We start from the raw sequence: 26,493 nt of genomic DNA on the forward strand, positions 1-26,493 counted from the left end.
ATCGCGACGGACGCAGCTCTTGGTCGGGTTGCGGGGCTGACAGGGCGGGCCGATTTCTGTCGTTCGGCCGTGGCTTCGCGAGTGGTTTTGGACCGTTGACGGCCTGCGGAAAAGGATGATGCTACGACTATCGAGCCCTTGCTCGATCTCGATATCGAATATCGCGAGACGCTTTAAGCCAGCGACTCCACCCGGCCACCTCTAAGTGTGAGTTTCTTCGTGCAAACGCGCTGGATGAGCGCATCGTCGTGGCTGGCCAGCACGATGATGCCGGCCTTTTCCGCCAGTTCGTCCATGCGTCGTTTGGCTTTTTCCTGGAACGACGCGTCGCCGGCGCCAATCCATTCATCCATCAGCAGAATTTCAGGCTCGAGAGTGGTCGCTGCTGCAAACGCCAAACGTGCCGCCATGCCTTGGCTGTACGCCTTGAACGGCAGGTCGATGAAGTCGCCCAGTTCGCTGAAATCGATTATTTCTTCCATCTTCTCTTCGATCTCGGCCGCCGTCCAACCGCTGATCAACCCTCTCAGCACGATGTTTCTGCGCCCGGTGGCCTCGGGACGAAACCCTATGTGGATGTTGAACAGGGCATCGACCTTGCCGGCGATCGATATCGTGCCACCCGATGGCTGGTAGATTCCGTATAGAACCTTGAGCAGGGTGGTCTTGCCGGCGCCATTCGGGCCGACAAGCCCTAACCGGTCGCCCGCCTTGAGCTCGAAGCTGACACCGTCGAGCGCCTGCACGACCTGTTTGGTGCCCGACTTGGCTATATTGCCGCCGAGAGCGCTCCGACGCCGGCCGGGCGCCGAAAGCGTCAACTTTTCAAACAGGCGATAGACGAGGCTGACATTGTTCAGGGTGATGGAGGTCATGGAACTCAGATCAGGAAAACGATGCGCTTGCGATAAAGGCCCAGCAGCAGCAGCGCAATAGCCCAGAGGCCGAGGCAGAAATAGCCTGTCACCGCCAAGGAATGCCCCGGAAATATGCCCGCCGTGATCGGCTCGCGCACGCCCTCCAGGAAATAGGTGAACGGGTTCCAATGATAGGCATATTCTTGAACGCCCTCTTGCCCACTATAGACCCAGAAGACCGGCGTGAAGAACATGCCCACCCGCATCAGGTTGCCGACGATGAATTCGCTGTCGGGAAAGAATGCGCCCAGGAACGCAAAAACCACCACAAATGCAGGGGTTGCCAGGATGAGGAGCAACAATCCCAACAAGGACAGCAGCCAGTTCGTGTTGATGCCGTAACCGCTCAAAAGCAGAATGAGAACGCAACCCGCCAGCGAATAACCAGCCCGAATGATGCATTGCATCGTCAATCGCATCACATACACGAACAACGGCAGCGTCGTGCCCTGAATGAAGCTCGCTTCGCGCTGGAAGAGAGACACGCTCATGGTGATGGTCTCGGTAAGGTAGAACCACACCAGCATGCCGATGGCCACATAGGCTATATAGCTGGGGTTGCTTGCGTCCTTGGTCACGAAAACAAAGGCAAATGTGCCGACGAAAGCGAAATAGTTGACCAGCATCCAAAGCGGGCCGAGCGTCGTGCGTCTGTGCTGGTCGCCGATGTCCTCATGGGCAAGCGCGATCCAGACCCGGTGTAATCTCATGGCTTTTGAGATGTCGTCAAAAGCGCCGTTTAGTGCCGCAATCATAGCTGGGAGTATCGCAATCCGTTGTTCTGGCGCATTGTCCTTCGCTGGCCATGGCGAACCACCACACCCATCTCTAATAGCCATTTCGACAGGCATATGGCAACGCATTGCGTCGTAACGAGGTCAAGAGCAGAGTCAACTGCGGCAAAACTGGACACGGGCTGATGCCATGCGGCTTTCTTCGTTAGCCGAGACTAATGTCAGGCTCGCGGCAATCTCCCAAGGATGATGCGCCACGCTTCTCTATTGACCGTCGGCTCTTCCCGAAAAAACCTCTGGCTATGACTTCGAGCCCACAGTATGCGATACAACGCGACGGGCCGGAAATCGCCCTTTGAGGAAAGAACGGCCATGAGCGATTTTCGTGTTCGCACTGTGCTGGTGTTCACGTCCACGAACCTGGAGCTGGTGCCATCCGATGAAGCTGGAATCTGTATTCGGACTTCGGCCACAGATGCACCTCGCCTTCATGAACTCAAGTAAGGTGTTCGACATTCGTGGATAGGGCAGATCTGCGCATAGCGGTGCTGATGGGCACGAAAGACGGCGCCGCGTTCATTGATGAGCAGTTGCAATCCCTGCTCGCACAGTCGCATCCGCTCATCGACCTCTGGATCTCCGACGATGGCTCCGTCGACGGCACGGTTCCCATCATCGAAGCCTGGAAGTCCCGCTGGACAAAGGGTCGAGTGACGTTGGTCGAGGGGCCGCACCGAGGGTTCGCGGCCAATTTCCGTTCGATGATACTCGACCGGCATATCGATGCCGACTTCTATGCCTTCAGCGATCAGGACGATGTCTGGGAGCCGGACAGGCTGGAAAGTGCCATCCAATGGATGCAGGCGTTCGGCGCGGAAACGCCGTTGATGTTCTGCTCGCGAACCGCGACCATGACCGAAACGGGAAGCCTTGTCGGCCAGTCGCCATTGTTTCGGCGGCCGCCGTCCTTCCGCAACGCGCTCGTGCAAAGCATCGCCGGCGGCAACACCATCCTGCTCAACCGCGCGGCACGCGACCTGTTGGCAAGGGCTTCGGCACGCACGGGCTTCGTCAGCCACGACTGGTGGGCCTATCTGATTGTCACCGGCGCCGGCGGCGTTGTCCACTACGACCCGCGGCCCCTGGTGCACTACCGGCAGCACGCGGCGAACCTTGTCGGCGCCAACGTGTCGTGGCGGGCAAGGTTCTCGCGGCTTGGGCGCCTGTTCAAGGGCGAGTTTGCCGACTGGACCGATGTCAACCTTGCCGGTCTGGCGGTCAATCGCGACCTCCTTACGCCGGATGCCGCGGCGTGCCTCGACCTGTTCGCAAGCGGTCGGCAGGGCAGTCTTTTCCAGCGTTTGCGCACTCTGGCCGCAAGCGGCGTCTATCGGCAGACCCTTGCCGGAACCTTGGGGCTCTATCTCGCATTCATCCTGGGTCGCATCTGAAATCGAATCGCTTCAAGGCGCGTGGTCGAGCGGTGCACCCGTGCTCGATCGGCGGAGCGTTTCTTCGCCGGCACAATTTGACGGCGATACGTCGGGGAGTTCCCGCATGAGGCCAGCGAACGCAGTGACCCCGTCGGAAGGGGTCTTGCGCCAGTGCGAGAACCATCTTCATGAGACGGCCGCTGTTCAATCCGCGGACGTGATCGCCCGCGCCCTTTCAAGCGTCAATGCCACGATCGCGGCCGCTCTGTCCGGGTTTGCAGCCTCCGAATAGCAGCGAAGTTCAGGTGCGTTGCCGGAGGGCCGCAAATGGATGATCTCACCAGTCTGCATTCGCATCCTGAAGCCGTCGGTCTCGTCGACTTCGGCAACGGTCCCGAAAGGCGCCAGGAATTGCTGCAACGCATCCCGATCCGCGAGGCGGTGCATCAGGCTGTGCGAGCTTTCCATCGGGAAGTTTTCAAGTCGCTCGCTTGCGCAAACCGGAAGCTTCCAAACCGCGCGCAGCTGCGACAGCGTTTTTCCTGTCGATGCAACCAGACCCAGGACGGCGAGGATCGGGAGTAGGGAATCCCGTGTCGGCAATGCCGCCAGTGTCTTTCCGCGCGGGGAACAATCCGATCCCAGGAGAACGCCGCCATTGGCCTCGAAGCCGACGACGATGCGGCCGGCATGGTATGATGCTTCCATCCCTTCGATGACAAAGGGAGATCCGACTTTCGTTCTCACGACCTCGAAACCGAAAGCTTTCGAAATGCCCGAATTGGAAGTCACCGGCGTCACGACGACGTCTGCCCGCAAGAACAAGGCGGTGGCGAGGCCGATCAGGTCGCCGCGAAAAAGATCGCCATTCTCGTCGGCGATAAGCGGACGATCGGCATCGGCATCTGTCGACACGATGGCATCGAGGTTGAATTCCCCAGCCCAACGTTTGAATTTGGCAAGTGTGGTCGGGCTGACGGCTTCGGTGTCAACGGGCACAAAGGTACCGGATTTCCCGACAGGCGTCACATGAGCGCCAAGGGATTGGAGAATCTCGACCAACAGATCCGCCGCCACCGAGCTGTGCTGATAAACGCCGACCCTCATGCCGGAAAGGGAATTGGGCTGCAATATGATCTCGGCGCGCGCGCGATAGGCGGCGATCGCCTGATCATGGCGTGTTGGCAAGGCCGTTCCTGGCGGAGGCGGAGGGCGATAGGCTCCCGATCTTCCGGCGGCGTATTGTGCCATGGCGGCTTCATCCGCCTTGCTGATCTCGCCGTGCGGGCCGTAAAATTTGATACCGTTGCGGTCAGCGGGAATATGCGAACCCGTCACCATAAGTGCCGCTGCGCCATGCTGCTGGCCGTACAGCGCCAAAGCCGGTGTTGGAATGGCGCCGCAATCGACCGGTTGAAGCCCGCTTGCCGCCAGGGCTGCCATGCAGTTGGCGGCAATGGTGGGGCTGCTGTCGCGTAAGTCACGACCCACCAGCACCATGGCATTCGGCTGAATCCCGCCGGCAGCCAGGCGCCAGGCGAAAGCCTCAGTATAAAGCCCACTCGGGTTCCCGACCAATTCCGAAGCCAGGCCTCTGAGGCCACTCGATCCAAATTTCATCACTTCGCTTTGGCTGATGAGAGGGAAGGCTGTCATATCGAGGTAGGTTCCCCTGTTAACCGAAAAGCGCTTCGCCGCCCACCCGAGGTTTTCCCCGAGAGCTTGAAAAATAGTGCGTCGCGATGAACGAACGGGTAACGGCAGCGCTGTGGAAAGTGCGTCAGACGCCAGCCAATCGCACCGCCCGACCTGCTCCTGGCAACAGCGTGAACCTTAAACCTCTCCGCCGGTTGCGCGATATCTGGTCGGCACTTGATCGCAATCGAACTGTCTGTGAAAAAATCTCTGGCGATGACCTCACGTCCACGCTATGCGGTAGCGATGGCGGGGGCCGAGGATTTGACGCTGAGAACAGGTGGCCGGTGACGGATGGTATTCGATCTGACGCCGCATTAGTGTTGAAGTTCTCACGCCTGGAGTTCAATACTCGCCAATGACTTCCTTTGCAGAAGCCGTGTTCGGATTTCGACCGAAGATACGGCGCGTCATCATCATGGTCCAGGACCTGCTCATGGTCCTGGTTGCGGTGGCGCTTAGTCTCGTCCTCTCCCGGTCAGACCTTTCGTTCGATGCATTCTCCTACCAAGGCCTGGTCGCCTGGGCCGGGATCGTTCTCATCAGCCACCTGCTGTTCAGATATTGTGGTCTCTACACCACGATCTGGCGCTTTGCCTCGACCCCGGACTTTTTCAACATTCTGAAGAGCTGTGCGATTCTGACGGTCGTGCTTTATGCTGTTTCGCGGATGTTTCGTCTCATCCAGCCCGTGGCTGGCCTCAACGAACGCCAATTCATCGTCTTTTTCCTCGTTTCCTTCACCATCATATCGGCGCCGAGGCTGTTCTACCGATTTCTTCGCGACGGCGCGAGCTGGGGCATCCTCACCCTCAGGGTCGATAAAGTGCAGGCCAGGCGGGCGCTGTTCGTCGGTCGGCTTGGTGAGGCCGACCTGATCATTCGCTTCACGCGCACGGCAGAGCCGACCGGCTATTCCATTGCCGGCATCATGGCGACCGAGCGCGGCGCACCGTTGGGCACACGGATTCAAGGTGTTCCCGTGGTGGCGTCCCGGCCACGCCTGATCGATGTCCTGGAGGACTACGCCGCCGGCACCAGGAGCATCGACCTGCTTATTTTCGGCAGCGGCGTCGAGCATGAGATCGAGGAATATTCCGAGCTTGTGCGTGTCGCCCGGCATGGCGGCATAACCGTTTTGCAGTTCTCCAGCCTTTCGCAGCTTGGGCAGGAGGGAAAGATCGTTCTCGATGAAGTCGAGATGGAGACGATCCTGCGCCGCCCGACCGTGCCATCCGATATCGCGCGTATTGGCGCCTTCGTTGGCGGCAAGCGCGTTCTGGTGACGGGAGGCGCCGGATCTATCGGCCGCACGTTGGTCAAGCGGTCGCTGGAGCTGGGAGCAGGAGCGGTGCTGGTCGCCGACAATTCCGAGTTCGGCATCTTCCAGTTGAGCCAGTATGTCGACGAAAAGCACCATGATCGCCTGAAGGTGCGCATTGTCGATGTCGCGGACCGGCGTCAGATGACTCGTGTCGTCACGGAATTCAAACCGGACATCATCTTTCATGCCGCGGCGCTGAAGCACGTTCCGCTGCTCGAGGAGAACTGGGAATCAGCTATCCAGACCAATGTTTTCGGTACGCTTGTCTGCGCTGAGGTTGCCGCCAAATGCGGTGTTCCGCAATTCCTGCTCATATCGAGCGACAAGGCCGTGGATCCGACCTCGGTGCTTGGCATCACAAAGAGAGCCGCCGAGCAACTCGTCAGTTCCTTGCACGAAAGCCACGCAATCGCGCCGGACGGGCGCCGTACGGGCACCAAATTCATAGCCGTGCGGTTCGGCAACGTGTTTGGCTCCAATGGTTCGGTGGCGACCATCTTCCAGGCACAGATCGAAGCCGGCGGCCCGGTCACGATTACCGATCGACGCATGACCCGCTATTTCATGACGGTGGCGGAAGCCGTCGATCTCGTCATCATGGCGGCCGCCGACGCCCAGTCGCGTAACGGCAAGGACGACTATGCCATCTATATGCTGGACATGGGCAAACCCGTGCCGATTCTCGAGGTCGCGGAGACCATGATCCGCATGGCCGGCAAGACGCCCTATGCGGATATCCCGATCCGCTTCACCGGCATCAGGCCCGGCGAGAAGCTGCATGAGACGCTACAGGGCGCCAACGAAGAGATCATCACGCTCGACATCGCCAAGATCTTCGGTCTCAGGACCGATGTGGTGGCGTGGCCTACGGTTCAGGCTGCGCTGGCCGCGTTGCAGGCGGCAATGACGAGCCAGGACAAGGCTTCCGCCCTTGCCGTGTTGGCGCAACTCCATCTGCCGGAGACGCCGGCGCCCGACACGCAGCAGGAAACTGGCCCGAGAAGGGTCGGGCAAGCAGGTTAGATACGTTGCGGCTGACGGTTGAATGGCGGGATTTTGCCTGGATATCGATTCCGCGGCCGGCGGTGTCGGAGCAATTTCCGCCGGGAGAGCGCTCCTGGCCTTTGCCGGGAAAACCGTTTCACACTCTTCCTGGAATGGCGCTAGTGATGAGGGGATGGCCGTGAAGGGACTGAAGCGTGCCTTCGATCTCGTCGCGGCGGTGTTGCTGTTGTTGGTGACATCCCCTGTTCTATTGCTCTGCATGCTTGCGGTGCGGGCATCGTCGCCTGGTCCGGTGATTTTTTCCCAGACGCGGGTCGGCCGCGATGGTGTGTTGTTTCGCTGCCACAAATTGCGGACGATGTATCAGGGCACGCCGTCCTTGCCCTCGCACGAGGCGCCAGCAAATGCCGTGACCGCGGTCGGAAGGACCTTGCGGAAGTTCAAGCTCGATGAGCTGCCGCAATTCTGGAATGTTCTTCGGGGCGAGATGAGCCTGGTCGGGCCGCGCCCTTGCCTGCCGACACAGACGGAACTGATCGAGCGTCGCCGGCAGCTGGGGGTTTTGGCGGCACGTCCGGGCATTACCGGCATGGCCCAGATCAGGGGCATCGACATGTCCAACCCGCGGCTTCTGGCCGAAACGGATGCCGCCTATCTCAGGACGGCGTCGTTCTGGCTCGACCTTCGCATCCTGTTTGGAACGCTCTATCGCAACTGAGGCGATTGAGCGTCTCCGAGCCGCGCTATTTCGGCCAACCGCTCCAGCGTCCCGGTCTCCGGCAGCCAGCCTTCGGATACGAGCAGGGAAGGGTCGCATATCTGTGTCGCGGTCAGACTGTCCCAGGACGCCCGCTTGCCCAACAGGATCGCGGCCGCCCGCAACGGCCTGGCCGGCACGTCCACAAGGCGCCTCGGCCGTCCGAAACCGTCGCGAAAGGCGCCGACAATGTCGGCGATCGAAACCGGCGGCACATCGCTGGCGACATAGATCGATCGCAGCCGCCCCGAAAGGCTGAGCAGATGCCATACCGCACCTGCCGTCGATTGCGATGACAGCAGCGAGCGGGTTCCCGTCAGGGCACCTGTCGGCAGCGGCAGGCCCGTATCGGCCAGGCGCATCAGCGCCGCCAGGTTTCCTTTCATACCGGCTCCGTAGACTGGCGGCAGCCGCAGCACGGTGGCGTCGGAACGGCCATGCGACGCATAGGCATCCAGCACCCTGATCTCTGCTTCGCGCTTCGAGCGCCCATAGGCGCATTGCGGATCGGGAATCGTGTCCTCGTCGATCGTTGCACTGACGCGCGCGCCGATCACGGCCCGGATCGAGGAGAGCTGGATGAACCGTCCGCTTGCCTGTTCGGCCGCCGCCTGCGCCAGCCTTGCGCTCAATTCCGCATTGGCCGCCCGAAAATCGGCTTCGGCGGCGTTGCCTTCATCATTGTTCAGACCCGCGCAATGAACGACATCGGTAACACCCCCGGCAAGCGCCAGGAAGGCAGCCGCCGGCGCATCGACATCGGGCATCTGCATGGCCTCATGCCCCCGACCAAGCCTCTCCGGGTAGCGGGACGCGAGGCGAAGCTCGGCGCCCGCCTCATGAAGCCGATGCACCACTTGACGGCCGATGAAGCCTGTCGCGCCTGTGACCAGGACTTTCATTGGTCTTGCCCTGAACCGCTATTGAGTGAATCGAAGCGCCCGATCTTCATCCCTGGACGAAGGGCGTCTTCCGTCACCGGCGGAAGCACTCGCTCTTGCGTCTCGGGCGGAAACGCCTGGTCTTGCGGCAACGGAGCCTGGCGGCCCGAGGCGAGATACGTTCCCGACACCAGGAAGACCATCAGCACCGAGTCCAGAATGTCGTGGCCAATCAGGATGCCTGTCATCCCGGACGTGAGATAGGTGATCACCACGATGACAATCATGGTAGCGCCAAAACGCTCGATCGGATCGGTGCTATTTCGCAAAACCACGGCTGCGTGCCTGGCGGCAACGACGAAGATCGCGGCCAGCGTCAAGGCGCCCAGGAGTCCTGCCTGCACCAGGGCGGTCAGGAAGCCGTTGTGGAAATGATTGAAGCCTGCATCCATCCCGAACTGATCGTGGAAGCCCTGTTTTATCAGGGCCTGGGTGGCACCCACTCCATGTCCGAACAGCGGCATCCCACGAAACGCCTTCAGGCCAATATCCCACACGGCCAATCGCAATCCTGTAGCCGTCGTGTGGTCACCGTTGAGGGCGAGCGCGTCCAAGTCGGAACGCAGAAAGTCGACACGCCCGGATATTGTCTGGAAGCCGACAGCCGCGATGACGGCGCCGGCCGCCAGCAACAGCACCAGCAGGCGAATGGCGTTCCTTCCCTTGAGCCTGTGCTGGTTGATCAGCAGAACGGCGATACCGGCAATCAGCAGTGCCAGCCAGACAATGCGGGTGCCGGAGTAGATGATGGCGATCGTCCCGCCAAGTGCCGCGCAAATGAGGGCGATCCTGTGTCGCTCGACATCCGACAGGGCGCCGGCCACGCAGACCGCCACGGCAAGGCAGAGGACCTCCGCGAACACAATTGCATTCCCGGCCCCACCCTCGGCGCGGATACCAAGCCAATGTTGTTGGAAGACCGCCAGAAGCAGCGCGACAAAACAGGTCGCCATGCTGCTCAGCACGATGATACGGACAAGCGTCGTCTTCCGCGTAATGCTCCAGGTCGAATAGGAGATGGGGAAAAACAGGAAGGTGACTAGCGGGATCAGGTGCAATGCGTCCCTGGCGATCGCATGGTTGACGATGGACGCCACCAGATTGGCCGCGCAATAGGCATAGATCGCGATCGTCATCGCCATCATCGCCGGGTCGGTATTGAAGCGCCTTTTCTTGAGGGCGATCAACAGGACGGACGACAGAGCGCCGCCGTTGAATACGAAGCTGACCACCGATCCCAAAACCGGCGGAAAAAAGAAGCAAAGAATGGAGAAGTAGATATTGATCCGCGACGGTGTGAGTTGCTGACTTGCAGACGAAAGCCGGGTCAAGTTTCGGGCTCGCTATTCTCGAGTAGCTCTATGCGGCACATCCTGTTCGGCCGACCGAGTGTGCTCGCGTTGAAATTTGCCCGTGCCTGATGACGCATCTTGCCCGCTTCCGGGGGTTGTATAGCGGCTGGGCTGTCTTTTCGATAGTGCGGTGGAGCTTGTCGTCACCTAAAATCGGCGGCCGGTGCCCGACGATTGGGAATGGGCTCAAGGGGCGTCCGTCGACATGGTCTGCCGAGTAATTTTTTCCTAGCCTTTTCCCGGTTGCAAGCCTTGCGAACAGAAATTTCCGGGTTTTGGCGAAAGCATGGAAAAATCATTCCCGAACTGACTGCTGCCGGGCTCGTCTTGCATTGTTTTGCCGTGCGCCGATCTGCTAGAACGCCCGCACGAAACACTTTGTCCAGAAGCGACGCTTGAACCGGGCACAAAAGCTCGATGATTTGACGCAAGGTCTTCTGTCGCAAGGCACGAGAGAACGCTCACAGTCTATGACAATCGCGCTTACGCATCTGCAGCGGCTTGAAGCCGAGTCCATCCACATTTTCCGCGAGGTTGCGGCCGCCTTTGCCAAGCCGGTCATGCTCTATTCGGTCGGCAAGGATTCATCCGTGCTGATGCATCTGGCGATGAAGGCGTTTTATCCCGCCAAGCCGCCTTTCCCGTTCCTGCATGTCGACACGACCTGGAAGTTCCGCGAGATGATCGCTTTCCGCGACCAGATGGCGCAGAAACTGGGCTTCGACCTTTTGGTTCATGTCAATGAAGACGGCGTGCGAGACAACATCAATCCGTTCGACCACGGCTCGAACACCCACACCCATGTCATGAAGACCGTGGCGCTGCGCCAGGCGCTCGACAAGTACGGTTTCGATGCCGCCTTTGGCGGCGCCCGCCGCGACGAGGAAAAGTCGCGCGCAAAGGAGCGCATATTCTCGTTCCGCAATGCCCAACATGTCTGGGATCCGAAGAACCAGCGCCCCGAAATGTGGAAGATCTTCAACACTCGCATCGCATCGGGTGAATCGATCCGCGTCTTCCCGCTGTCGAACTGGACCGAGCTCGATATCTGGCAGTACATCCTGCAGGAGAACATCCCGATCGTGCCGCTCTATTTCGCCAAGGAACGGCCGGTGGTGGAGCGTGACGGGATGCTGATCCTCAAGGACGACGACCGCATGAAACTGCGCCCCGGCGAGACAGTGGAGAACCGCGTGGTGCGGTTCCGCACTTTGGGCTGCTATCCGCTCACCGGCGCCATCGAATCCGATGCCGACACGCTCGAAGCCATCGTCGGCGAGATGCTGACTGCGCGTACATCCGAGCGGCAGGGCCGCCTGATCGACCGTGACGAAGCCGGCTCGATGGAAAAGAAGAAGCGCGAGGGGTATTTCTGACCATGCGTCACATCATGGCAAAAAGCCTCGCCCCCACCGACAGCATCCGCGACTACCTGGCAGCGCAGGAGAAGAAGTCGCTGCTGCGCTTCCTGACCTGCGGTTCGGTCGACGACGGCAAGTCGACGCTGATCGGGCGCCTCCTGTCCGACACCAAGCAGATTTTCGAGGATCAGCTTGCGGCGCTCGAACGCGACTCGCGCAAGCATGGCACCACGGGCGATGACATCGATTTCGCGCTGCTGGTCGACGGTCTCGAGGCAGAGCGCGAGCAAGGCATCACCATCGACGTCGCCTACCGCTTCTTCGCCACGCCGAAGCGCAAATTCATCGTCGCCGACACGCCCGGCCACGAGCAATACACCCGCAACATGGCGACAGGCGCCTCGACCGCCGATCTGGCGATCGTGCTGATCGACGCAAGGCAAGGGGTGCTGCGCCAGACAAGGCGCCATTCGATCATCGTCTCGCTGCTCGGCATCCGTCACATCGTGCTGGCCGTCAACAAGATCGATCTCGTCGATTTCGACCAGGCGGTCTTCGACCGGATCGTCCAAGACTATGCACAATTCTCGCGCGATCTCGGCTTCCAGACCATCGTGCCGATCCCGATGTCGGCCCGCTACGGCGACAATGTCAGCGGCCGCTCCGACAACATGCTATGGTATTCCGGTCCGACGCTGATCGAGCACCTTGAGACCGTGTCGGTCGAAGAAGCCGCCGTCGAGCAGCCGTTCCGTTTTCCGGTGCAGTACGTCAACCGCCCCAATCTCGATTTCCGCGGCTTTGCCGGCACGATCGCTTCCGGCGCCATCGCGCAGGGCGACGAAGTCGTCGTCGCCAAATCCGGCAAGTCCTCGCATGTCAAACGCATTGTCGCTCATGGCGGCGATCTCAAACAGGCGGTGGCCGGCCAGGCCATCACGCTTGTTCTCGACGACGAGGTCGAAGTCTCCAGGGGCAATATGCTGGTTTCGCCGGCCGCCAGGCCGCAGGTCGCCGATCAATTCGCCGCCAACATCGTCTGGTTTGACGAGCATGCGCTGCTGCCGGGCCGCTCCTACATCCTGCGCACCGAAACCGACCAGACCAGCGCCACCGTCACCGACCTGAAATACCGCATCAACGTCAACGACTTCGCCCATGAGGCGGCCAAGTCGCTTGAAATGAATGAAGTCGGCATCTGCAACATCTCGACACGGGCGCCGATCGCCTTCGATCCCTTCGCCGAAAACCGGACCACCGGCGCCTTCATCCTGATCGACCGCATATCGAACGCCACCGTCGGCGCGGGCATGATCGTGCACTCGCTGCGTCGTGCCGAGAACATCCATTGGCAATCGCTCGATGTCGGCAAGCGCGTGCGCGCCGACATGAAGAACCAGCGCCCTGCTGTGTTCTGGTTCACCGGGCTTTCCGGCTCCGGCAAGTCGACCATCGCCAACCTGTTCGAGAAGAAGCTGTTCGCCACCGGCCGTCACACCTATATTCTGGACGGCGACAATGTCCGTCACGGTCTCAACCGCGATCTCGGCTTCACCGATGCCGACCGCGTCGAGAACATCCGCCGGGTCGCCGAAGTCGCCAAGCTGATGGCCGATGCCGGGTTGATCGTCATTGTCTCGTTCATTTCGCCGTTCAGCGCCGAACGGCGCGTGGCGCGCGAGTTGATGGCTGATGGCGAGTTCATCGAGGTGTTTGTCGACACGCCTTTCGAGGAGTGCGCCAGGCGCGATCCGAAGGGCCTCTATGCCCGCGCGCTGAATGGCGAGATCAAGAATTTCACCGGCGTGGATTCACCTTACGAAGCGCCGGAAAACCCGGAGATCCATCTGAAGACGCTCGGCAAATCGGCGGAAGAGATGGTAGATGCCCTGGAACATTGGCTGAATGAGCGCGACATTGCTGAAGACCAATATGAAAGTGGCGGCGGTATCTGACGACAGATCGATGCTCGACATCTTCGAGCGGCTGGCCCTGGCGGCTGGACGCGAGGTGATGCGCGTCTTCCACGCCGGCTGCGCCGTCGACCGGAAATCAGACGCCTCGCCGGTGACCGAGGCGGACCGCGAGAGCGAGAAGATCATTCTCTCCGGCCTGCGCGCCGCATTTCCCGAGATTCCCTGCGTGGCCGAAGAGGAAGCGGCGTCTGGAATCATGCCGACCGATCTTGGTGAGGCCTTTTTCCTTGTCGATCCGCTCGACGGCACCAAGGAATTCGTCAATCGCCGCACCGACTTCACCGTCAACATCGCGCTTGTCCGCCATGGTGTGCCGGAAGTCGGCGTCGTTTTCGCGCCTTGCACCGGCCGCTTCTTTTCGGGACGGCCGGGCCGCGCGGAAGCCCTGGAAATCAATGACGACTATCAGATCGTCGGCCGCCGGCCGATTTCGGTGAGAGCGGCGACATCACCACTTGCCGTGGTTGCCAGCCGCTCCCACAACACGCCTGAAACCGAAGCCTATATTCGCGACCTCGGCGCAGCCGAGATCGTTTCCGTTGGCTCTTCCTTGAAATTCTGTCTTCTCGCCAGCGCCGAGGCGGATGTCTATCCTCGCTTTGGACGAACCATGGAATGGGACACCGCCGCGGGGGACGCGGTGCTGCGCGCGGCGGGCGGTACGACACGAACGCTTGATGGCAAGCCCTTGGCTTACGGCAAACGCGATCAGGCCGATGACGAGGATTTCGCCAACCCGCATTTCATTGCCAGCGGCAGGGCAGGGGCGAGCCCCGCCTGAGAGCTGCTGCCGATTACTCGGCTGCGGCCTGCGCCGAGTTCGAGCCGATATAGTTGCGGATCGTCTCGATGATCCGGTCCTGGTCAGCTTCGCTGAGATAGGGGTGCATCGGCAGGCACAGGATGCGCTTCGGCAGTTCCTCCGAGACGGCAAGACCGGTCGGCGTGCGCGGGTAGTCGCTATAGGCGACCTGCGCATGTAGCGGCTTGACGTAGTAGATGACGGACGGAATGCCCTTTTCGCTCAGATGCACCTTCAGGCCGTCGCGCTTGGTCGTCTCGATGGCGTACTGCGCCCAGGCCGAACGGCTGCTGTCGAGGTTGCGGGCTGCGGTGATGATGTCGCCCAGCCCTTCGGCATAGCGGTTTGCCACCAACTGGCGCGCCACCATCTCGTCTTCGAGAATGGCGAGCTTTTCAATGAGGATCGCCGCCTGCAGCGTGTCGAGCCGCGAATTGATGCCGACGCGGATGTTGTCGTACTGCGTCTCGCCCTTGCCGTGGAAGGCAAAGGAACGCAGCTTGTCGGCCATCTCGTCGTCGTTGGTGAACATCGCGCCGCCGTCGCCATAGCAGCCAAGCGGCTTGGCGGGATAGAAGCTGGTCGAGCCGACATGGCCGAACGCACCGCACATCTTGCCATCGAGCGACCCGCCCATCGACTGGGCGGCGTCCTCGATCACCAACAGCCCTTCGCGGTTGGCGATCGCCATGATCGCATCGTAGTCGGCGGCGAGGCCGAACAGGTCGACCGGGATGATCGCCTTCGGCTGCAGCCGGCCTTCTTTCTTGATCATGGCGATGGCCGCCTCGAGGCTGGCGATGTCGATGTTGTAGGTCACCGGATCGACATCGACGAACACAGGTTCCGCCTTGGCCAGCGCCACCACTTCGGCGGTGGCGGCAAAGGTGAAGCTCGGCACGAACACCGCGTCGCCCGGGCCGATCCCGGCGGCGAACAGCGGCAGCAGCAGCGCATCGGTGCCGTTGGCGCAGGCCACGACATGTTTGGTGCCGATATAGGCCGCAAGCTTCTTCTCGAACTCCGCGACCTGCGGGCCAAGGATATAACGGCCGTCCTCGACGACATGGTCGATCGCGGCCTTCAGCCGGTCGCGGATGCGTTCGCGCTGTGCGCCAAGATCGATGAACTGCATGTCAGCCTCAAAAACGATTTTTAACCAGGCGGTTTAGCCAAAGAACGGCCCGCTGGTACCAGAGTTGTGCTTGCCGAGAAAGCCGGACAGCCAGAGCCGCCAATTGCCTGGATGTCGCAGTCTGTTACCTCCGATTTTCGGCGTATCTTCACAAGATGCCGGAAATCCGGGCTTCGTCAGGCGCGCTTGCGTCTTTATAGTCCCGCTGGGCGGCCCCGCGAAACATAAAGTGATCGGCTGGCTCAACTTAAATTGAGCGTTACTCAGGCGATTTCATGCCGCCATGGCGGATTGGCGCCCGCGCGCGACACGGTCACTGCCGCTGCCTTGGCACCAAGCGCCAATGCCTTGCGAATGGCGTCTTGCGGAAGGCCGCCGATGGCCGCCTTCGTCAGCAGGCCCTGTTCATGCAGCGAGGCGAGAATGCCGGCGTTGAACGTATCGCCCGCGCCGACCGTATCGACCACCTCGACCTTTTCCGGCATCACGGTGACGGTGTGGTCCTTGGTGTAACCGACGGCACCTTCGCTGCCATGGGTCACGACGATCAGCTTGGGTCCTCGATCGAGCCAGTTGCGGATGACATCCTCATGCGAGCCGGCTTCGCCGAACCAATGGAGGTCTTCGTCCGACAGTTTCACGATGTCGGCCATCGCCATCATCTCGCGGATGCGCTTGAGGTGCTTGGCCTTGTCCGGGATGAAGTTCGGCCTGATGTTGGGGTCGAGCATCATGACGCGGCTTGCATGCTCGCGCCGCATGAACTCTTCATAGGCGCCGCCGGCTGGCTCCGAGATCAGGCTGATGGCGCCGAACAGCATGGCCTCGATCTCGTTGCCGAGCGACGGCAGGTCGTCGATCGTCAGCATGCGCCCCGCGGTGTTCTCGTCGTAGAACGTGTAGGTCGCCTGGCCATTGGTGAGCCGCACGAAGGCGAGCGTGGTCGGCCTGGGCGAGGTGTGGGCATAGGTGGAACTGACCTTGCTCGCGCCCAGCGCATCCCTGAACTGGCCGCCGAAAAGATCCGACGACAGGCCCGAAAAGAAGCCGGCCGGCGCACCCAATCGGCCAAGCGCGATCGCCGTGTTGAACACCGCGCCGCCGACATAAGGGGCAAAGGCCGGCTCGCCCTGCGTCGTGATGCGCGGCAGCATGTCGATCAGGGCTTCGCCGCAGCAGAGGATCATGGCGTCTTGGTCTCCGGCGGATAGATCACGCCCTTGCGGATGATGATGTTGGCGTAAAGCCTGGGCTCGCTTGTCGCGACAATGGCATGCGCCGACTTGACCCGTGCATAGAAGTCGGCGCCGGCCAGTGCAACCACCTTGCGGCCCGGCGCGTGCTTGGCGCAGATCGCCTCGATCTCGTGATGGACTGGATCGGCAATCGAGGGATTGCCTTTGACGGAGGCGCGAAACAGGGCTTCCGGAACGGCGTCGTCGACCGGCAGCACGCTCAAGATCGCATCGAGCACCGGAATGAGGTGATGACCATCGGCCCGGATCAGGCGCTTTGCCTGCTCCTCGGCCGGATAGTTTCCGTCGACCAGGGCGATCTCATCGCCATGGCCCATGGCGCGCAGCGTCGCCAGAAGGTCCGGACCGAGCAGCGCCGGGATTCCGATAAGCATTCAGGCGCTCCTGGAAATCGTCGTCGAGCCGATCAGGAAGCGCTCGGAAAGCGGCAGGCTGGCGCCGCCGAGCGCCCGGGCATGAATGCCGACGGTTCCCTCGCGAACGGCGGGAAGTTTCAGACCTTCGCCGTCGATTGTCGCAATGGCCGCGATGATGGCATCGACCAGCCTGCGGCGCACCGCCCGCGGCATCCAGCCGTCGACCACCGCCGCCTCGAAATCGATGACCGAGGACGCCGCGACGATGGCATAGGCGAGCGCCTGTGAAGCGCTGGCGATCCAGTCGTCGAGTTCGGAACCGATCTCGCCCCAATCCTCGGGCGACGTCCATAGGTGCGAGGCCTCGACGCCGCGGGCATTGAGCGTCTTTTCCAGCATGGCGATCGACGCCACGTCGATCAGCTGGGTCGGCTTGCCGTCCGGCCCGGGCACCGGCATGGAGCCGAGCGCGCCGGCATTGCCGGTTGGGCCTCCGAACAGCCGGCCGTTGAGCACGATGCCGCCGCCGGCGAAGGCGCCGATATAGAAATAGACGAAGTCACGCGCGCCGCCCGCCTGGCCGAAGACGAGCTCGGCGCCGCAGGCCGACGTGGCGTCGTTCTGCAGATAGACCGGAAAATCGCATTGCGACTGGATATCGGCCCTGATGTCGCGGTGGCGCCATTCGTCCATGACATCGCGCGGCGCACCGGCGGTGTCGGCCCAGTTCCACAGTTCGAACGGCATGGCGATGCCGAGCCCGGCGATGCGCTTGTCCTGCGCCGGTGTCAGTTCGCCGCGCATCTTCTTCATCCCTGAAGTGACGAATTCAACCGTCTCGCGCGGTGCCGGATAGCGATAGGAGTGCTGCAGCATCGAGCGCACGTGCCCAAGAAAATCGATCAGCACCAGTTCCGCGCTGCGGCGGCCGATCTTGAGGCCGATGAAGAAGGCGCCCTCCGGATTGAGCGCCATGGGTATTGAAGGCTGGCCGATCTTGCCGCGCAGCGGCGCCTGGCGCACGAGCAGGCCTTCTTCCTCGAGTTCGCGCATGATGACCGAAACCGTCTGCGCCGAAAGTCCGGTCATGCGGGCGATGTCGGATTTCGCCAGGCTGCCTTGCTGGCGCACCAGCGAGAGCACTAGCCGCTCGTTGTGATCGCGCATGCCGCTCTGGTTGGTGCCGCGGTGAATCAGGCTGTCATTCGCTTCGGGCGAACCGTGCCTCGCAGTGGCGGTCTCCACCCTGTTCCTCCCATCGTTTCCCCTCAACGCTTTTGGGCCAGAATGAGTGAACGACGCAAGGCTGTCAATAATAAATAAGAGTGATTTAATTATTGACAGCGGCCGCGGTCTGGTGTCTGTTGAGGCGGCGTCCACGCTGGGAGAATTCGTAGGATGCGCCGTAGATGCCGGTGGCCGGCATCCGGAATGGTTCCACTGGGAGGAAGATCGTGACCAATACAAAATTGTTGAAATCGACCGTGTTTGCCGCGGCTGCCCTGGGTCTGATGGCGTTTGCGTCGTCCGCCTCCGCAGCCGGCGTCGGCGCTTGCCTGATCACCAAGACCGACACCAATCCCTTCTTCGTCAAGATGAAGGAAGGCGCGACCGCAAAGGCCAAGGAACTCGGCGTCGACCTCAAGACCTATGCCGGCAAGATCGACGGCGACAGCGAAAGCCAGGTGGCGGCGATCGAAAGCTGCATTGCCGACGGCGCCAAGGGCATCCTGATCACCGCATCCGACACCAAGGGCATCGTGCCGACCGTGAAGAAGGCGCGTGACGCCGGCCTGCTGGTGATCGCGCTCGACACGCCGCTCGACCCGATCGACGCGGCCGATGCGACCTTCGCCACCGACAATCTGGAGGCCGGCAAGCTGATCGGCGCCTGGGCCGCCGCGACCCTCGGCGACAAGGCCAAGGACGCCAAGATCGGCTTCCTCGACCTGACGCCGTCGCAGCCGACCGTGGACGTGCTGCGCGACCAGGGCTTCATGATGGGCTACGGCATCGACGTGAAGGATCCCAACAAGATCGGCGACGAAACCGATCCGCGCATCGTCGGCCACGACGTCACCAACGGCAATGAGGAGGGCGGCCGCAAGGCGATGGAGAACCTTCTGCAGAAGGACAACACCATCAACGTCATCCACACCATCAACGAGCCCGCAGCAGTCGGCGCCTACCAGGCGCTCAAGGCTGTCGGCCTTGAAAAGCAGGTGCTGATCGTCTCCGTCGACGGCGGCTGCCCCGGCGTAAAGTCGGTGACGGAAGGTGTCATCGGCGCGACGTCGCAGCAGTACCCGCTGCAGATGGCGGCGCTCGGCATCGAGGCGATCGCCGCCTTCGCCAAGGATGGAACCAAGCCGAAGCCGACCGAAGGCAAGAATTTCTTCGACACCGGCGTCAACCTGGTGACCGACAAGCCGGCCAACGGCGTGAAGTCCATCGACACCAAGGAAGGCCTCGCCAAGTGCTGGGGCTGATGCCGGTCTGACCGGCAATTACCGAACTCGTGCGGTCGGGGGCTTGATCCCCGGCCGCTTCGGGTGGACGATGGGTCGCGTGACCGCGAACAATCCCGGCGACAGACCGGAAAGACGTGGACGGGCGTCGGCGCTAGGCTGATCCCTCACGGGGAGGAAACATGGCTCAAACTCAGGAATTCGAGAAGGTTCTCTCGGGCAGCGACACCAGCGTTGCCGCGTTCGACGAACACAAATCGGCAGTCAGGCGCGTCCAGCATTTCCTGCATTCGACGCCGGCGGCGGTGCCGCTGATCGTGCTGGTCCTGTCGATCATCATCTTCGGCATCACCATTGGCGGGCGCTTCTTCTCGTCCTACACGCTGACGCTGATCCTGCAGCAGATCGCCATCGTCGGCATTCTGGGCGCTGCGCAGACACTGGTCATCCTGACCGCCGGCATCGACCTGTCGATTGGCGTCATCATGGTGATTTCAGCCGTGATCATGGGCAATTGCGCCGTCAGTTACGGCTTGCCGAGCGTAGTGGCCGTGGCGCTCGGACTTGCCGCCGGTGCTGCCTGCGGGCTGCTCAACGGGTTGCTGGTCGCTTACATGAAGCTGCCGCCTTTCATCGTGACCCTTGGCACGTGGAACATCGTCATGGCCACGAACTTCATCTATTCGGCCAATGAAACGATCCGCGACACCGACGTCGACACCCAGGCGCCGCTGCTGCATCTGTTCGCCCTGAGCTTCAAGGTCGGTACCGCGGTGCTGACGCTCGGCGTCATCGCCATGGTCGCGCTGGTGATGCTGCTCTGGTACGTCCTCAACCACACCGCCTGGGGCCGCCATGTCTACGCTGTCGGCGACGACCAGGAGGCGGCCAAGCTGTCGGGCATCCAGACCAAGAAGGTGCTGGTGACGGTCTACACCCTTGCCGGGCTCATCGCTGCTTTCGCCGCCTGGGTCTCGATCGGCCGCAACGGTTCGATCTCGCCGTCGGCGGCCGTCACCGACTACAATCTGCAGGCGATCACCGCGACGGTGATCGGCGGTATTTCCCTTTTCGGCGGGCGCGGCTCGATCCTGGGCACGCTGTTCGGCGCGATGATCGTCGGCGTCGTCTCCATGGGCCTCAACATGCTTGGCGCCGACCCGCAGTGGAAAGTGCTGCTCACCGGTGTGTTGATCATCGGCGCCGTGGCGGTCGACCAATGGATCAGAAAGGTTTCGGCATGACCCAGGACCCCATTCTCACCGCGCGCGGCCTGGTCAAGCGCTATGGCCGCGTCACCGCCCTCGACAATGCCGACTTCGACCTCTATCCCGGCGAAATCCTCGCCGTCATCGGCGACAACGGCGCCGGCAAGTCGTCGCTCATCAAGGCGATTTCAGGCGCTGTCGTGCCCGACGAAGGCGAAATCCGGCTTGAAGGCAAAACCGTTGCCTTCAAGTCGCCGATGGAAGCCCGCGAGGCCGGTATCGAGACCGTCTACCAGAACCTCGCGCTGTCGCCGGCACTGTCGATCGCCGACAACATGTTCCTCGGCCGCGAGATCCGCAAACCCGGCTTCCTCGGGCAATGGCTGCGCATGCTCGACCGTCCGGCGATGGAAAAGCGCGCCCGCGACAAACTCACCGAACTCGGCCTGATGACCATCCAGAACATCGGCCAGGCGGTGGAAACGCTCTCGGGCGGCCAGCGCCAGGGTGTCGCGGTGGCGCGCGCCGCTGCCTTCGGCAGCCGCGTGGTGATCATGGACGAGCCGACGGCGGCCCTTGGTGTCAAGGAGAGCCGCCGTGTGCTCGAACTGATCCTGGACGTCAAGAAGCGCGGCCTGCCGATCGTGCTGATCTCGCACAACATGCCGCATGTCTTCGAGGTGGCCGACCGCGTCCACATTCATCGCCTCGGCCGTCGCCTCGCCGTCATCGATCCCAAGCAATATACGATGTCCGACGCCGTCGCCTTCATGACCGGTGCCAAGGCGCCTCCGGAGGCTGCGCTGGCCGCCTGATTGTCAAATTGCCGCAGGGTAAGCTGGCGGGCGTTCATCTAAATCGATTGAATATATGTTGCAATGCGGTAACATGGGCTGGGATGAATGGTGAAAGCCGGTATGATCGTTGCAACCGCACGAGAGGCAGCATGACGCGCGCAATGACATCCGAAACCCTTCCGCCCCTGCTCGAAAATCCTGATCCGAAGACGCTCGCAAGGGAAGTCTTGGTGGCCCTCAAATACCGGGTCGGCAAGGACACCACCGTCGCGACCCAGTACGACTGGCTGACGGCCTCGATCAAGGTCGTGCGCGACCGCATCGTCGATCGCTGGATGCAGGCAACCAAAGAGGCCTATGACCAGCAGGAAAAGCGCGTCTACTATTTGTCGCTGGAGTTCCTCATCGGCCGCCTGATGCGCGACTCCTTCTCCAATCTTGGCCTGATGGCCAATATGCGCGAGGCGCTGTCGTCGCTCGGCGTCGACCTCGATCTCATCGCGGCGCTGGAACCCGACGCGGCGCTCGGCAATGGCGGCCTTGGCCGGCTTGCCGCCTGCTTCATGGAAAGCATGGCGACCGTCGACATTCCCGCGCATGGCTACGGCATCCGCTACGCCAACGGCATGTTCCGTCAGGAGATCCACGACGGCTGGCAGGTGGAACTGCCCGAGACATGGCTCGATCACGGCAACCCCTGGGAGTTCGAACGGCGCGAACGCTCCTTCGAAGTCGGCTTCGGCGGTTCGGTGGAGTCCATCACGTCGAAGGACGGCCGGCTCGAGCGCCACGTCTGGAAGCCGACCGAACATGTCCTGGCTGTCGCCTACGACACGCCTGTCGTCGGCTGGCGGGGCAACCGCGTCAACACGCTGCGGCTGTGGTCGGGCATGCCGGTCGATCCGATCCTGCTCGACAAGTTCAATGCCGGCGACCACATCGGCGCGCTCGCCGAAAGCAACAAGGCGGACGCGCTGTCGCGCGTGCTTTACCCCGCCGATTCCCACATGGCCGGGCAGGAGCTCAGGCTGCGGCAAGAGTATTTCTTCTCGACCGCCTCGCTGCAGGACATCGTGCAGCGCCATCTCAGCCAGTATGGCGACCTGAAGTCGCTGCCCGACAAGGCGGCGATCCACTTGAACGACACCCACCCGGCGATCGCCGTGCCGGAGCTGATGCGGCTCTTGATGGATGTCCACGGCATGGACTTCGACCTCGCCTGGGACATCACCAAACGCACCTTCGGCTACACAAACCACACGCTTCTTCCCGAAGCCCTGGAAAGCTGGCCGGTGCCGCTGTTCGAGCGGCTTCTGCCGCGCCATATGCAGATCGTCTACGCCATCAACGCGCAGGTGCTTCTGGAGGCACGCGCCACCGACCAGTTCTCGGGCGAGCAGATCAGCCGCATTTCGCTGATCCAGGAAAATGGCGACCGCCGCGTGCGCATGGGCAATCTGGCCTTTGTCGGCTCGCATTCGATCAACGGTGTGTCGGCGCTGCATACCGAGCTGATGAAGGAAACGGTGTTTGCCGACCTGCACAAGCTCTATCCCGATCGCATCAACAACAAGACCAACGGCATCACGCCGCGGCGCTGGCTGATCCAGTGCAACCCCGGCCTGACCTCGCTCTCCCGCGAGGCGATTGGTGACCGTTTTCTCGACGATATCGACGCCATCAAAGGGCTCGACGGCTTTGCCGATGACAGCGCGTTCCGGGAGAAATTCGCGGGCGTCAAGCGCCAGAACAAGGCGCGGCTGGCCAATCTCGTCGCCGACCGGCTCGGCATCAAGGTCGACCCGTCGGCGCTGTTCGACATCCAGGTCAAGCGCATCCACGAATACAAGCGCCAACTCCTCAACATCCTCGAGGCGATCGCGCTCTACGACCAGATCCGCTCGCATCCCGAGCGCGACTGGATGCCGCGCGTAAAATTCTTCGGCGGCAAGGCGGCGCCCAGCTACCACAACGCCAAGCTGATCATCAAACTCGCCAATGACGTCGCCAGGGTCATCAACCGCGATCCGGCGGTGCGCGGCTTGCTGAAGGTGGTGTTCGTGCCGAACTACAATGTCAGCCTGGCCGAAGTCTTGATGCCGGCCGCCGACCTGTCCGAGCAGATTTCGACCGCCGGCATGGAGGCGTCGGGAACCGGCAACATGAAGTTCGCGCTCAACGGCGCCCTGACCATCGGCACGCTCGACGGCGCCAATGTCGAGATCAAGGAATGCGTCGGCGACGACAACATCTTCATCTTCGGCCTGACCACGGCCGAGGTCGCTGAACGGCGCAGCAATGGCTACAACCCGCGTGCCGTGATCGAGGGCTCGCCCGAACTGTCGCAGGCGGTCGCTGCCGTTTCCTCGGGCGTCTTTTCGCCGGACGATCCGGACCGTTACCGCGACCTCATCAACGGCCTCTACACCGGCGACTGGTTCATGGTCGCCGCCGATTTCGACGCCTACGCCGCCGCCCAGCGTGATGTCGACGCTGTCTGGCGCAACAGCCCGGACTGGTATGCCAGAGCAATCCGCAACGTCGCGCGCGTCGGCTGGTTCTCGTCCGATCGCACCATCCGCCAATACGCGAAAGAAATCTGGAACGTGCCTGCCTGATGTGATTGCATGAGGCCACGAACAATGTGGTCCCGGTGATTTGGGTTGAATGCGAACTCACATCACCAGAAATAGACACCTGGTGCCCTGGGAGGGACACTGCCTGATGAGGAAGCCGCGCGTGACCGCTGCGACAAGCGGGCCGGACGGACTGGCGCCAGCCAGCGATGTTGCGGCGATTGTCGCCGGCACGCACGGAGATCCGTTCGCGGTCCTCGGTGTCCATGAGGTCGGCAAAAGCCTGTTTGCCCGTTGCTTCGTTCCACATGCCGAGGCCGTCATTGCCTATACGCTGACGGGCATCGAGGCCGGTGCGTTGTCCAGGCGAGACGATGCCGGCTTCTTTGAAGGCAGGCTGTCGATCAAGAAGCGGCAGCCGCTGCGCTATCACGCGCGCAATGCCGGCGGTGACTGGTGGCTGACCGATCCTTATTCATTCGGCCCGGTGCTCGGGCCGATGGACGACTACTATATCGCCGAAGGGTCGCATCTCAGGCTGTTCGACAAGCTTGGCGCGCACGTCATCGAGCACGAAGGCGCCACCGGCGTGCATTTCGCCGTCTGGGCTCCCAACGCAAGACGCGTCTCGGTGGTCGGCGATTTCAACGACTGGGATGGCCGCCGCCACACGATGCGCGATCGCCGCGACACCGGCATATGGGAGGTGTTCATCCCGGACATCGGTGCCGGGCGACCCTACAAATACGAGATCATTGGACCCGATGGCGTCAGGCTGCCGCTGAAGGCCGATCCGTTTGCGTTCAAATCCGAACTGCGTCCCGCCACCGCTTCGGTTGTTGCCGTGCCGCCGGCGCATGAGTGGGGCGACGAGGCGCATCGCAACTACTGGCGCAATGCCGATCCCCGGCGCGAGGCCGTCTCGATCTACGAAGTCCACGCCGGATCCTGGCAGCTTCACGACGACGGCACGTTCCTGTCATGGGACGAAATGGCCGACCGGCTGATCCCCTATGTGGTCGAGACCGGCTTCACCCACATCGAGTTCATGCCGATTTCCGAGCATCCCTATGACCCGTCCTGGGGCTATCAGACGACCGGGCTCTACGCGCCGTCGGCCCGCTTCGGCGATCCGGACGGCTTTGCCCGTTTCGTCGATGGCGCGCATCGCGCCGGCGTCGGCGTCATCCTCGACTGGGTGCCGGCGCATTTCCCGGTCGACGCGCATGGCCTGGCCCATTTCGACGGCACCGCGCTCTACGAACATGCCGATCCGCGCAAGGGTTTTCATCCCGACTGGAACACAGCGATCTACAATTTCGGCCGCCGCGAGGTGGTGTCGTTTCTGGTCAACAATGCGCTGTTCTGGGCCGAGAAATATCATGTCGACGGTTTGCGCGTCGATGCGGTCGCCTCGATGCTCTACCTCGACTATTCGCGCAAGGCCGGCGAGTGGATCCCCAACGAGAAGGGCGGCCGCGAGAACCTCGAGGCGGTCTCTTTCCTGCAGAAGATGAACAAGGAGGTCTACGGCCACCATCCCGGCGTCATGACCATCGCCGAGGAATCGACCTCATGGCCGAAGGTTTCGGCGCCGGTGCATGAAGGCGGGCTGGGCTTCGGCTTCAAGTGGAACATGGGCTTCATGCATGACACGTTGGAGTATTTCTCCAAGGAGCCGATTTTCCGCAAGCACCACCACAACGACCTGACCTTCGGCCTGACCTACGCCTTCTCGGAGAATTTCGTGCTGCCGCTCTCGCATGATGAGGTCGTGCACGGCAAAGGCACGCTGCTGGGCAAGATGGCCGGCGACGACTGGCAGAAATTCGCGACCTTGCGCGCCTATTACGGTTTCATGTGGGGCTACCCCGGCAAGAAGCTCTTGTTCATGGGACAGGAATTCGCGCAGCGCCGCGAATGGAGCGAGGCGCGCGCTCTTGACTGGAATCTGCTCGATTTCCGCCCGCATCGCGGCGTCTGGCAGACCGTGCGCGATCTCAACTATCTCTATCGGTCGCGCCCGGCGCTGCACGGCCGCGACTGCGAACCGGAAGGGTTTTCCTGGCTAATCGTCGACGACAGCCAGAATTCGGTTTTCGCCTGGGTGCGCAACGCGCCGGGCGGCAGCCCGGTGGCCGTCATCTCCAACTTCACGCCGGTGCCGCGCGACAATTATCGCGTGCCGCTGCCGAAGGCCGGCAAGTGGCGCGAGATCATCAACACCGACGGATCCGAATATGGCGGGTCCGGCATGGGCAATGGGGGCATGGTCGAGGCAAGGGCGGAAGGCAAGAGCATCTCGGCGACGATGCTTCTGCCGCCGCTGTCGACAATCATGCTCGAACTCGTGGCCGAGGCCGACGAACAGGGCGAGACTTGAGTAAATTGGGAGGGTAG

20 protein-coding genes are annotated in these 26,493 nt (G+C 61.9%); 11 read left to right on the forward strand and 9 right to left on the reverse strand.

Annotation, left to right across the window (positions count from 1 at the left end):
- Nucleotides 1-173: 173 nt before the first annotated feature.
- The gene (locus FJV80_RS02075) at nt 174-875 is read right to left on the reverse strand and encodes an ATP-binding cassette domain-containing protein (protein WP_095770837.1); all 702 of its coding nucleotides are present in this window, start codon (nt 873-875) and stop codon (nt 174-176) included.
- A 5-nt stretch (nt 876-880) separates the two neighbouring features.
- A complete protein-coding gene (locus tag FJV80_RS02080; protein ID WP_095770836.1) occupies nt 881-1,672 on the reverse strand; it encodes an ABC transporter permease in 792 nt (263 codons plus the stop codon).
- Between the two features lie 497 nt (nt 1,673-2,169).
- Between FJV80_RS02080 and FJV80_RS02085 the strand changes: the two genes are divergently transcribed.
- On the forward strand, nt 2,170-3,102 hold the full coding sequence (locus tag FJV80_RS02085) for a glycosyltransferase family 2 protein (protein WP_142875430.1): 933 nt from the start codon (nt 2,170-2,172) through the stop codon (nt 3,100-3,102).
- Nucleotides 3,103-3,288: 186 nt separating this feature from the next.
- Here FJV80_RS02085 and FJV80_RS02090 read toward each other — a convergent pair whose 3' ends face one another.
- On the reverse strand, nt 3,289-4,740 hold the full coding sequence (locus FJV80_RS02090) for a phosphomannomutase (protein ID WP_142875431.1): 1,452 nt from the start codon (nt 4,738-4,740) through the stop codon (nt 3,289-3,291).
- Nucleotides 4,741-5,137: 397 nt separating this feature from the next.
- Between FJV80_RS02090 and FJV80_RS02095 the strand changes: the two genes are divergently transcribed.
- Nucleotides 5,138-7,126, forward strand: coding sequence for a nucleoside-diphosphate sugar epimerase/dehydratase (locus FJV80_RS02095; protein ID WP_142875432.1), 1,989 nt, complete (start codon nt 5,138-5,140; stop codon nt 7,124-7,126).
- Nucleotides 7,127-7,280: 154 nt separating this feature from the next.
- Nucleotides 7,281-7,826 (forward strand): sugar transferase, encoded by a 546-nt coding sequence (locus tag FJV80_RS02100; protein WP_185975114.1) that lies wholly within the window; start codon nt 7,281-7,283, stop codon nt 7,824-7,826.
- Here FJV80_RS02100 and FJV80_RS02105 read toward each other — a convergent pair.
- Both FJV80_RS02105 and FJV80_RS02110 read right to left on the reverse strand, forming a co-directional pair.
- Nucleotides 7,814-8,767 (reverse strand): SDR family oxidoreductase, encoded by a 954-nt coding sequence (locus FJV80_RS02105; RefSeq protein WP_142875433.1) that lies wholly within the window; start codon nt 8,765-8,767, stop codon nt 7,814-7,816. The two genes, FJV80_RS02100 and FJV80_RS02105, sit on opposite strands and share 13 nt — an antisense overlap.
- Entirely contained in the window at nt 8,764-10,137 is a 1,374-nt protein-coding gene (locus FJV80_RS02110) for an O-antigen ligase (RefSeq protein ID WP_246688882.1), read from the reverse strand. The genes FJV80_RS02105 and FJV80_RS02110 overlap by 4 nt, the downstream gene beginning before the upstream one ends.
- A 491-nt stretch (nt 10,138-10,628) precedes the next feature.
- On the opposite strand from FJV80_RS02110, the gene cysD reads away from it, so the two are divergent.
- From cysD to cysQ, 3 genes are read left to right on the forward strand one after another with little or no spacing between them, the layout of a single operon-like run.
- Nucleotides 10,629-11,534 carry a sulfate adenylyltransferase subunit CysD gene (gene cysD, locus FJV80_RS02115; protein ID WP_095786568.1) on the forward strand — a complete coding sequence of 302 codons (906 nt, stop codon included), beginning with the start codon at nt 10,629-10,631 and terminating at the stop codon, nt 11,532-11,534.
- A gap of 2 nt (nt 11,535-11,536) precedes the next feature.
- On the forward strand, nt 11,537-13,474 hold the full coding sequence (gene cysN, locus FJV80_RS02120) for a sulfate adenylyltransferase subunit CysN (protein WP_185975115.1): 1,938 nt from the start codon (nt 11,537-11,539) through the stop codon (nt 13,472-13,474).
- 10 nt (nt 13,475-13,484) lie between these two features.
- Nucleotides 13,485-14,276: a 3'(2'),5'-bisphosphate nucleotidase CysQ gene (gene cysQ, locus FJV80_RS02125; RefSeq protein WP_185973323.1), complete on the forward strand. Its 792-nt coding sequence runs from the start codon at nt 13,485-13,487 to the stop codon at nt 14,274-14,276.
- Nucleotides 14,277-14,289: 13 nt separating this feature from the next.
- On the opposite strand, the gene FJV80_RS02130 is transcribed toward cysQ, so the two are convergent.
- The 4 genes from FJV80_RS02130 to FJV80_RS02145 form a co-directional block, all read right to left on the reverse strand.
- Complete coding sequence (locus FJV80_RS02130; RefSeq protein WP_142875435.1) at nt 14,290-15,432, reverse strand: DegT/DnrJ/EryC1/StrS aminotransferase family protein; 1,143 nt, start codon at nt 15,430-15,432, stop codon at nt 14,290-14,292.
- 263 nt (nt 15,433-15,695) lie between these two features.
- A complete protein-coding gene (locus tag FJV80_RS02135; protein WP_095786565.1) occupies nt 15,696-16,619 on the reverse strand; it encodes a carbohydrate kinase in 924 nt (307 codons plus the stop codon).
- Nucleotides 16,616-17,062 carry an RbsD/FucU family protein gene (locus FJV80_RS02140; RefSeq protein ID WP_095770827.1) on the reverse strand — a complete coding sequence of 149 codons (447 nt, stop codon included), beginning with the start codon at nt 17,060-17,062 and terminating at the stop codon, nt 16,616-16,618. The genes FJV80_RS02135 and FJV80_RS02140 overlap by 4 nt, the downstream gene beginning before the upstream one ends.
- The gene (locus tag FJV80_RS02145) at nt 17,063-18,289 is read right to left on the reverse strand and encodes an ROK family transcriptional regulator (RefSeq protein ID WP_142875436.1); all 1,227 of its coding nucleotides are present in this window, start codon (nt 18,287-18,289) and stop codon (nt 17,063-17,065) included. It abuts the gene before it with no gap.
- Between the two features lie 227 nt (nt 18,290-18,516).
- Between FJV80_RS02145 and FJV80_RS02150 the strand changes: the two genes are divergently transcribed.
- From FJV80_RS02150 to glgB, 5 genes are all read left to right on the forward strand, one after another.
- On the forward strand, nt 18,517-19,533 hold the full coding sequence (locus FJV80_RS02150) for a sugar ABC transporter substrate-binding protein (protein ID WP_179295792.1): 1,017 nt from the start codon (nt 18,517-18,519) through the stop codon (nt 19,531-19,533).
- Between the two features lie 161 nt (nt 19,534-19,694).
- Nucleotides 19,695-20,756 (forward strand): ABC transporter permease, encoded by a 1,062-nt coding sequence (locus FJV80_RS02155; RefSeq protein WP_095770825.1) that lies wholly within the window; start codon nt 19,695-19,697, stop codon nt 20,754-20,756.
- Complete coding sequence (locus FJV80_RS02160; protein ID WP_245318013.1) at nt 20,732-21,535, forward strand: ATP-binding cassette domain-containing protein; 804 nt, start codon at nt 20,732-20,734, stop codon at nt 21,533-21,535. Before FJV80_RS02155 ends, FJV80_RS02160 begins: the two co-directional genes overlap by 25 nt.
- Nucleotides 21,536-21,666: 131 nt before the next feature.
- On the forward strand, nt 21,667-24,135 hold the full coding sequence (locus FJV80_RS02165) for a glycogen/starch/alpha-glucan phosphorylase (protein WP_142875437.1): 2,469 nt from the start codon (nt 21,667-21,669) through the stop codon (nt 24,133-24,135).
- Nucleotides 24,136-24,241: 106 nt separating this feature from the next.
- Nucleotides 24,242-26,476 carry a 1,4-alpha-glucan branching protein GlgB gene (glgB, locus tag FJV80_RS02170; RefSeq protein ID WP_142875438.1) on the forward strand — a complete coding sequence of 745 codons (2,235 nt, stop codon included), beginning with the start codon at nt 24,242-24,244 and terminating at the stop codon, nt 26,474-26,476.
- The last annotated feature ends 17 nt before the right edge of the window (nt 26,477-26,493 follow it).

Origin of the sequence: Mesorhizobium sp. WSM4310, assembly GCF_007003935.1 — a bacterium.
In the GTDB taxonomy this organism is placed as follows: domain Bacteria; phylum Pseudomonadota; class Alphaproteobacteria; order Rhizobiales; family Rhizobiaceae; genus Mesorhizobium.

Coding starts and splice junctions, on each gene's coding strand:
- FJV80_RS02075 (WP_095770837.1), bottom strand. CDS start 875: ATGACCTCCATCACCCTGAACAATGTCAGCCTCGTCTATCGCCTGTTT.
- FJV80_RS02080 (WP_095770836.1), bottom strand. CDS start 1,672: ATGATTGCGGCACTAAACGGCGCTTTTGACGACATCTCAAAAGCCATG.
- FJV80_RS02090 (WP_142875431.1), bottom strand. CDS start 4,740: ATGACAGCCTTCCCTCTCATCAGCCAAAGCGAAGTGATGAAATTTGGA.
- FJV80_RS02095 (WP_142875432.1), top strand. CDS start 5,138: ATGACTTCCTTTGCAGAAGCCGTGTTCGGATTTCGACCGAAGATACGG.
- FJV80_RS02100 (WP_185975114.1), top strand. CDS start 7,281: ATGGCCGTGAAGGGACTGAAGCGTGCCTTCGATCTCGTCGCGGCGGTG.
- FJV80_RS02105 (WP_142875433.1), bottom strand. CDS start 8,767: ATGAAAGTCCTGGTCACAGGCGCGACAGGCTTCATCGGCCGTCAAGTG.
- cysD (WP_095786568.1), top strand. CDS start 10,629: ATGACAATCGCGCTTACGCATCTGCAGCGGCTTGAAGCCGAGTCCATC.
- cysN (WP_185975115.1), top strand. CDS start 11,537: ATGCGTCACATCATGGCAAAAAGCCTCGCCCCCACCGACAGCATCCGC.
- cysQ (WP_185973323.1), top strand. CDS start 13,485: ATGCTCGACATCTTCGAGCGGCTGGCCCTGGCGGCTGGACGCGAGGTG.
- FJV80_RS02130 (WP_142875435.1), bottom strand. CDS start 15,432: ATGCAGTTCATCGATCTTGGCGCACAGCGCGAACGCATCCGCGACCGG.
- FJV80_RS02135 (WP_095786565.1), bottom strand. CDS start 16,619: ATGATCCTCTGCTGCGGCGAAGCCCTGATCGACATGCTGCCGCGCATC.
- FJV80_RS02140 (WP_095770827.1), bottom strand. CDS start 17,062: ATGCTTATCGGAATCCCGGCGCTGCTCGGTCCGGACCTTCTGGCGACG.
- FJV80_RS02155 (WP_095770825.1), top strand. CDS start 19,695: ATGGCTCAAACTCAGGAATTCGAGAAGGTTCTCTCGGGCAGCGACACC.
- FJV80_RS02160 (WP_245318013.1), top strand. CDS start 20,732: ATGGATCAGAAAGGTTTCGGCATGACCCAGGACCCCATTCTCACCGCG.
- FJV80_RS02165 (WP_142875437.1), top strand. CDS start 21,667: ATGACGCGCGCAATGACATCCGAAACCCTTCCGCCCCTGCTCGAAAAT.
- glgB (WP_142875438.1), top strand. CDS start 24,242: ATGAGGAAGCCGCGCGTGACCGCTGCGACAAGCGGGCCGGACGGACTG.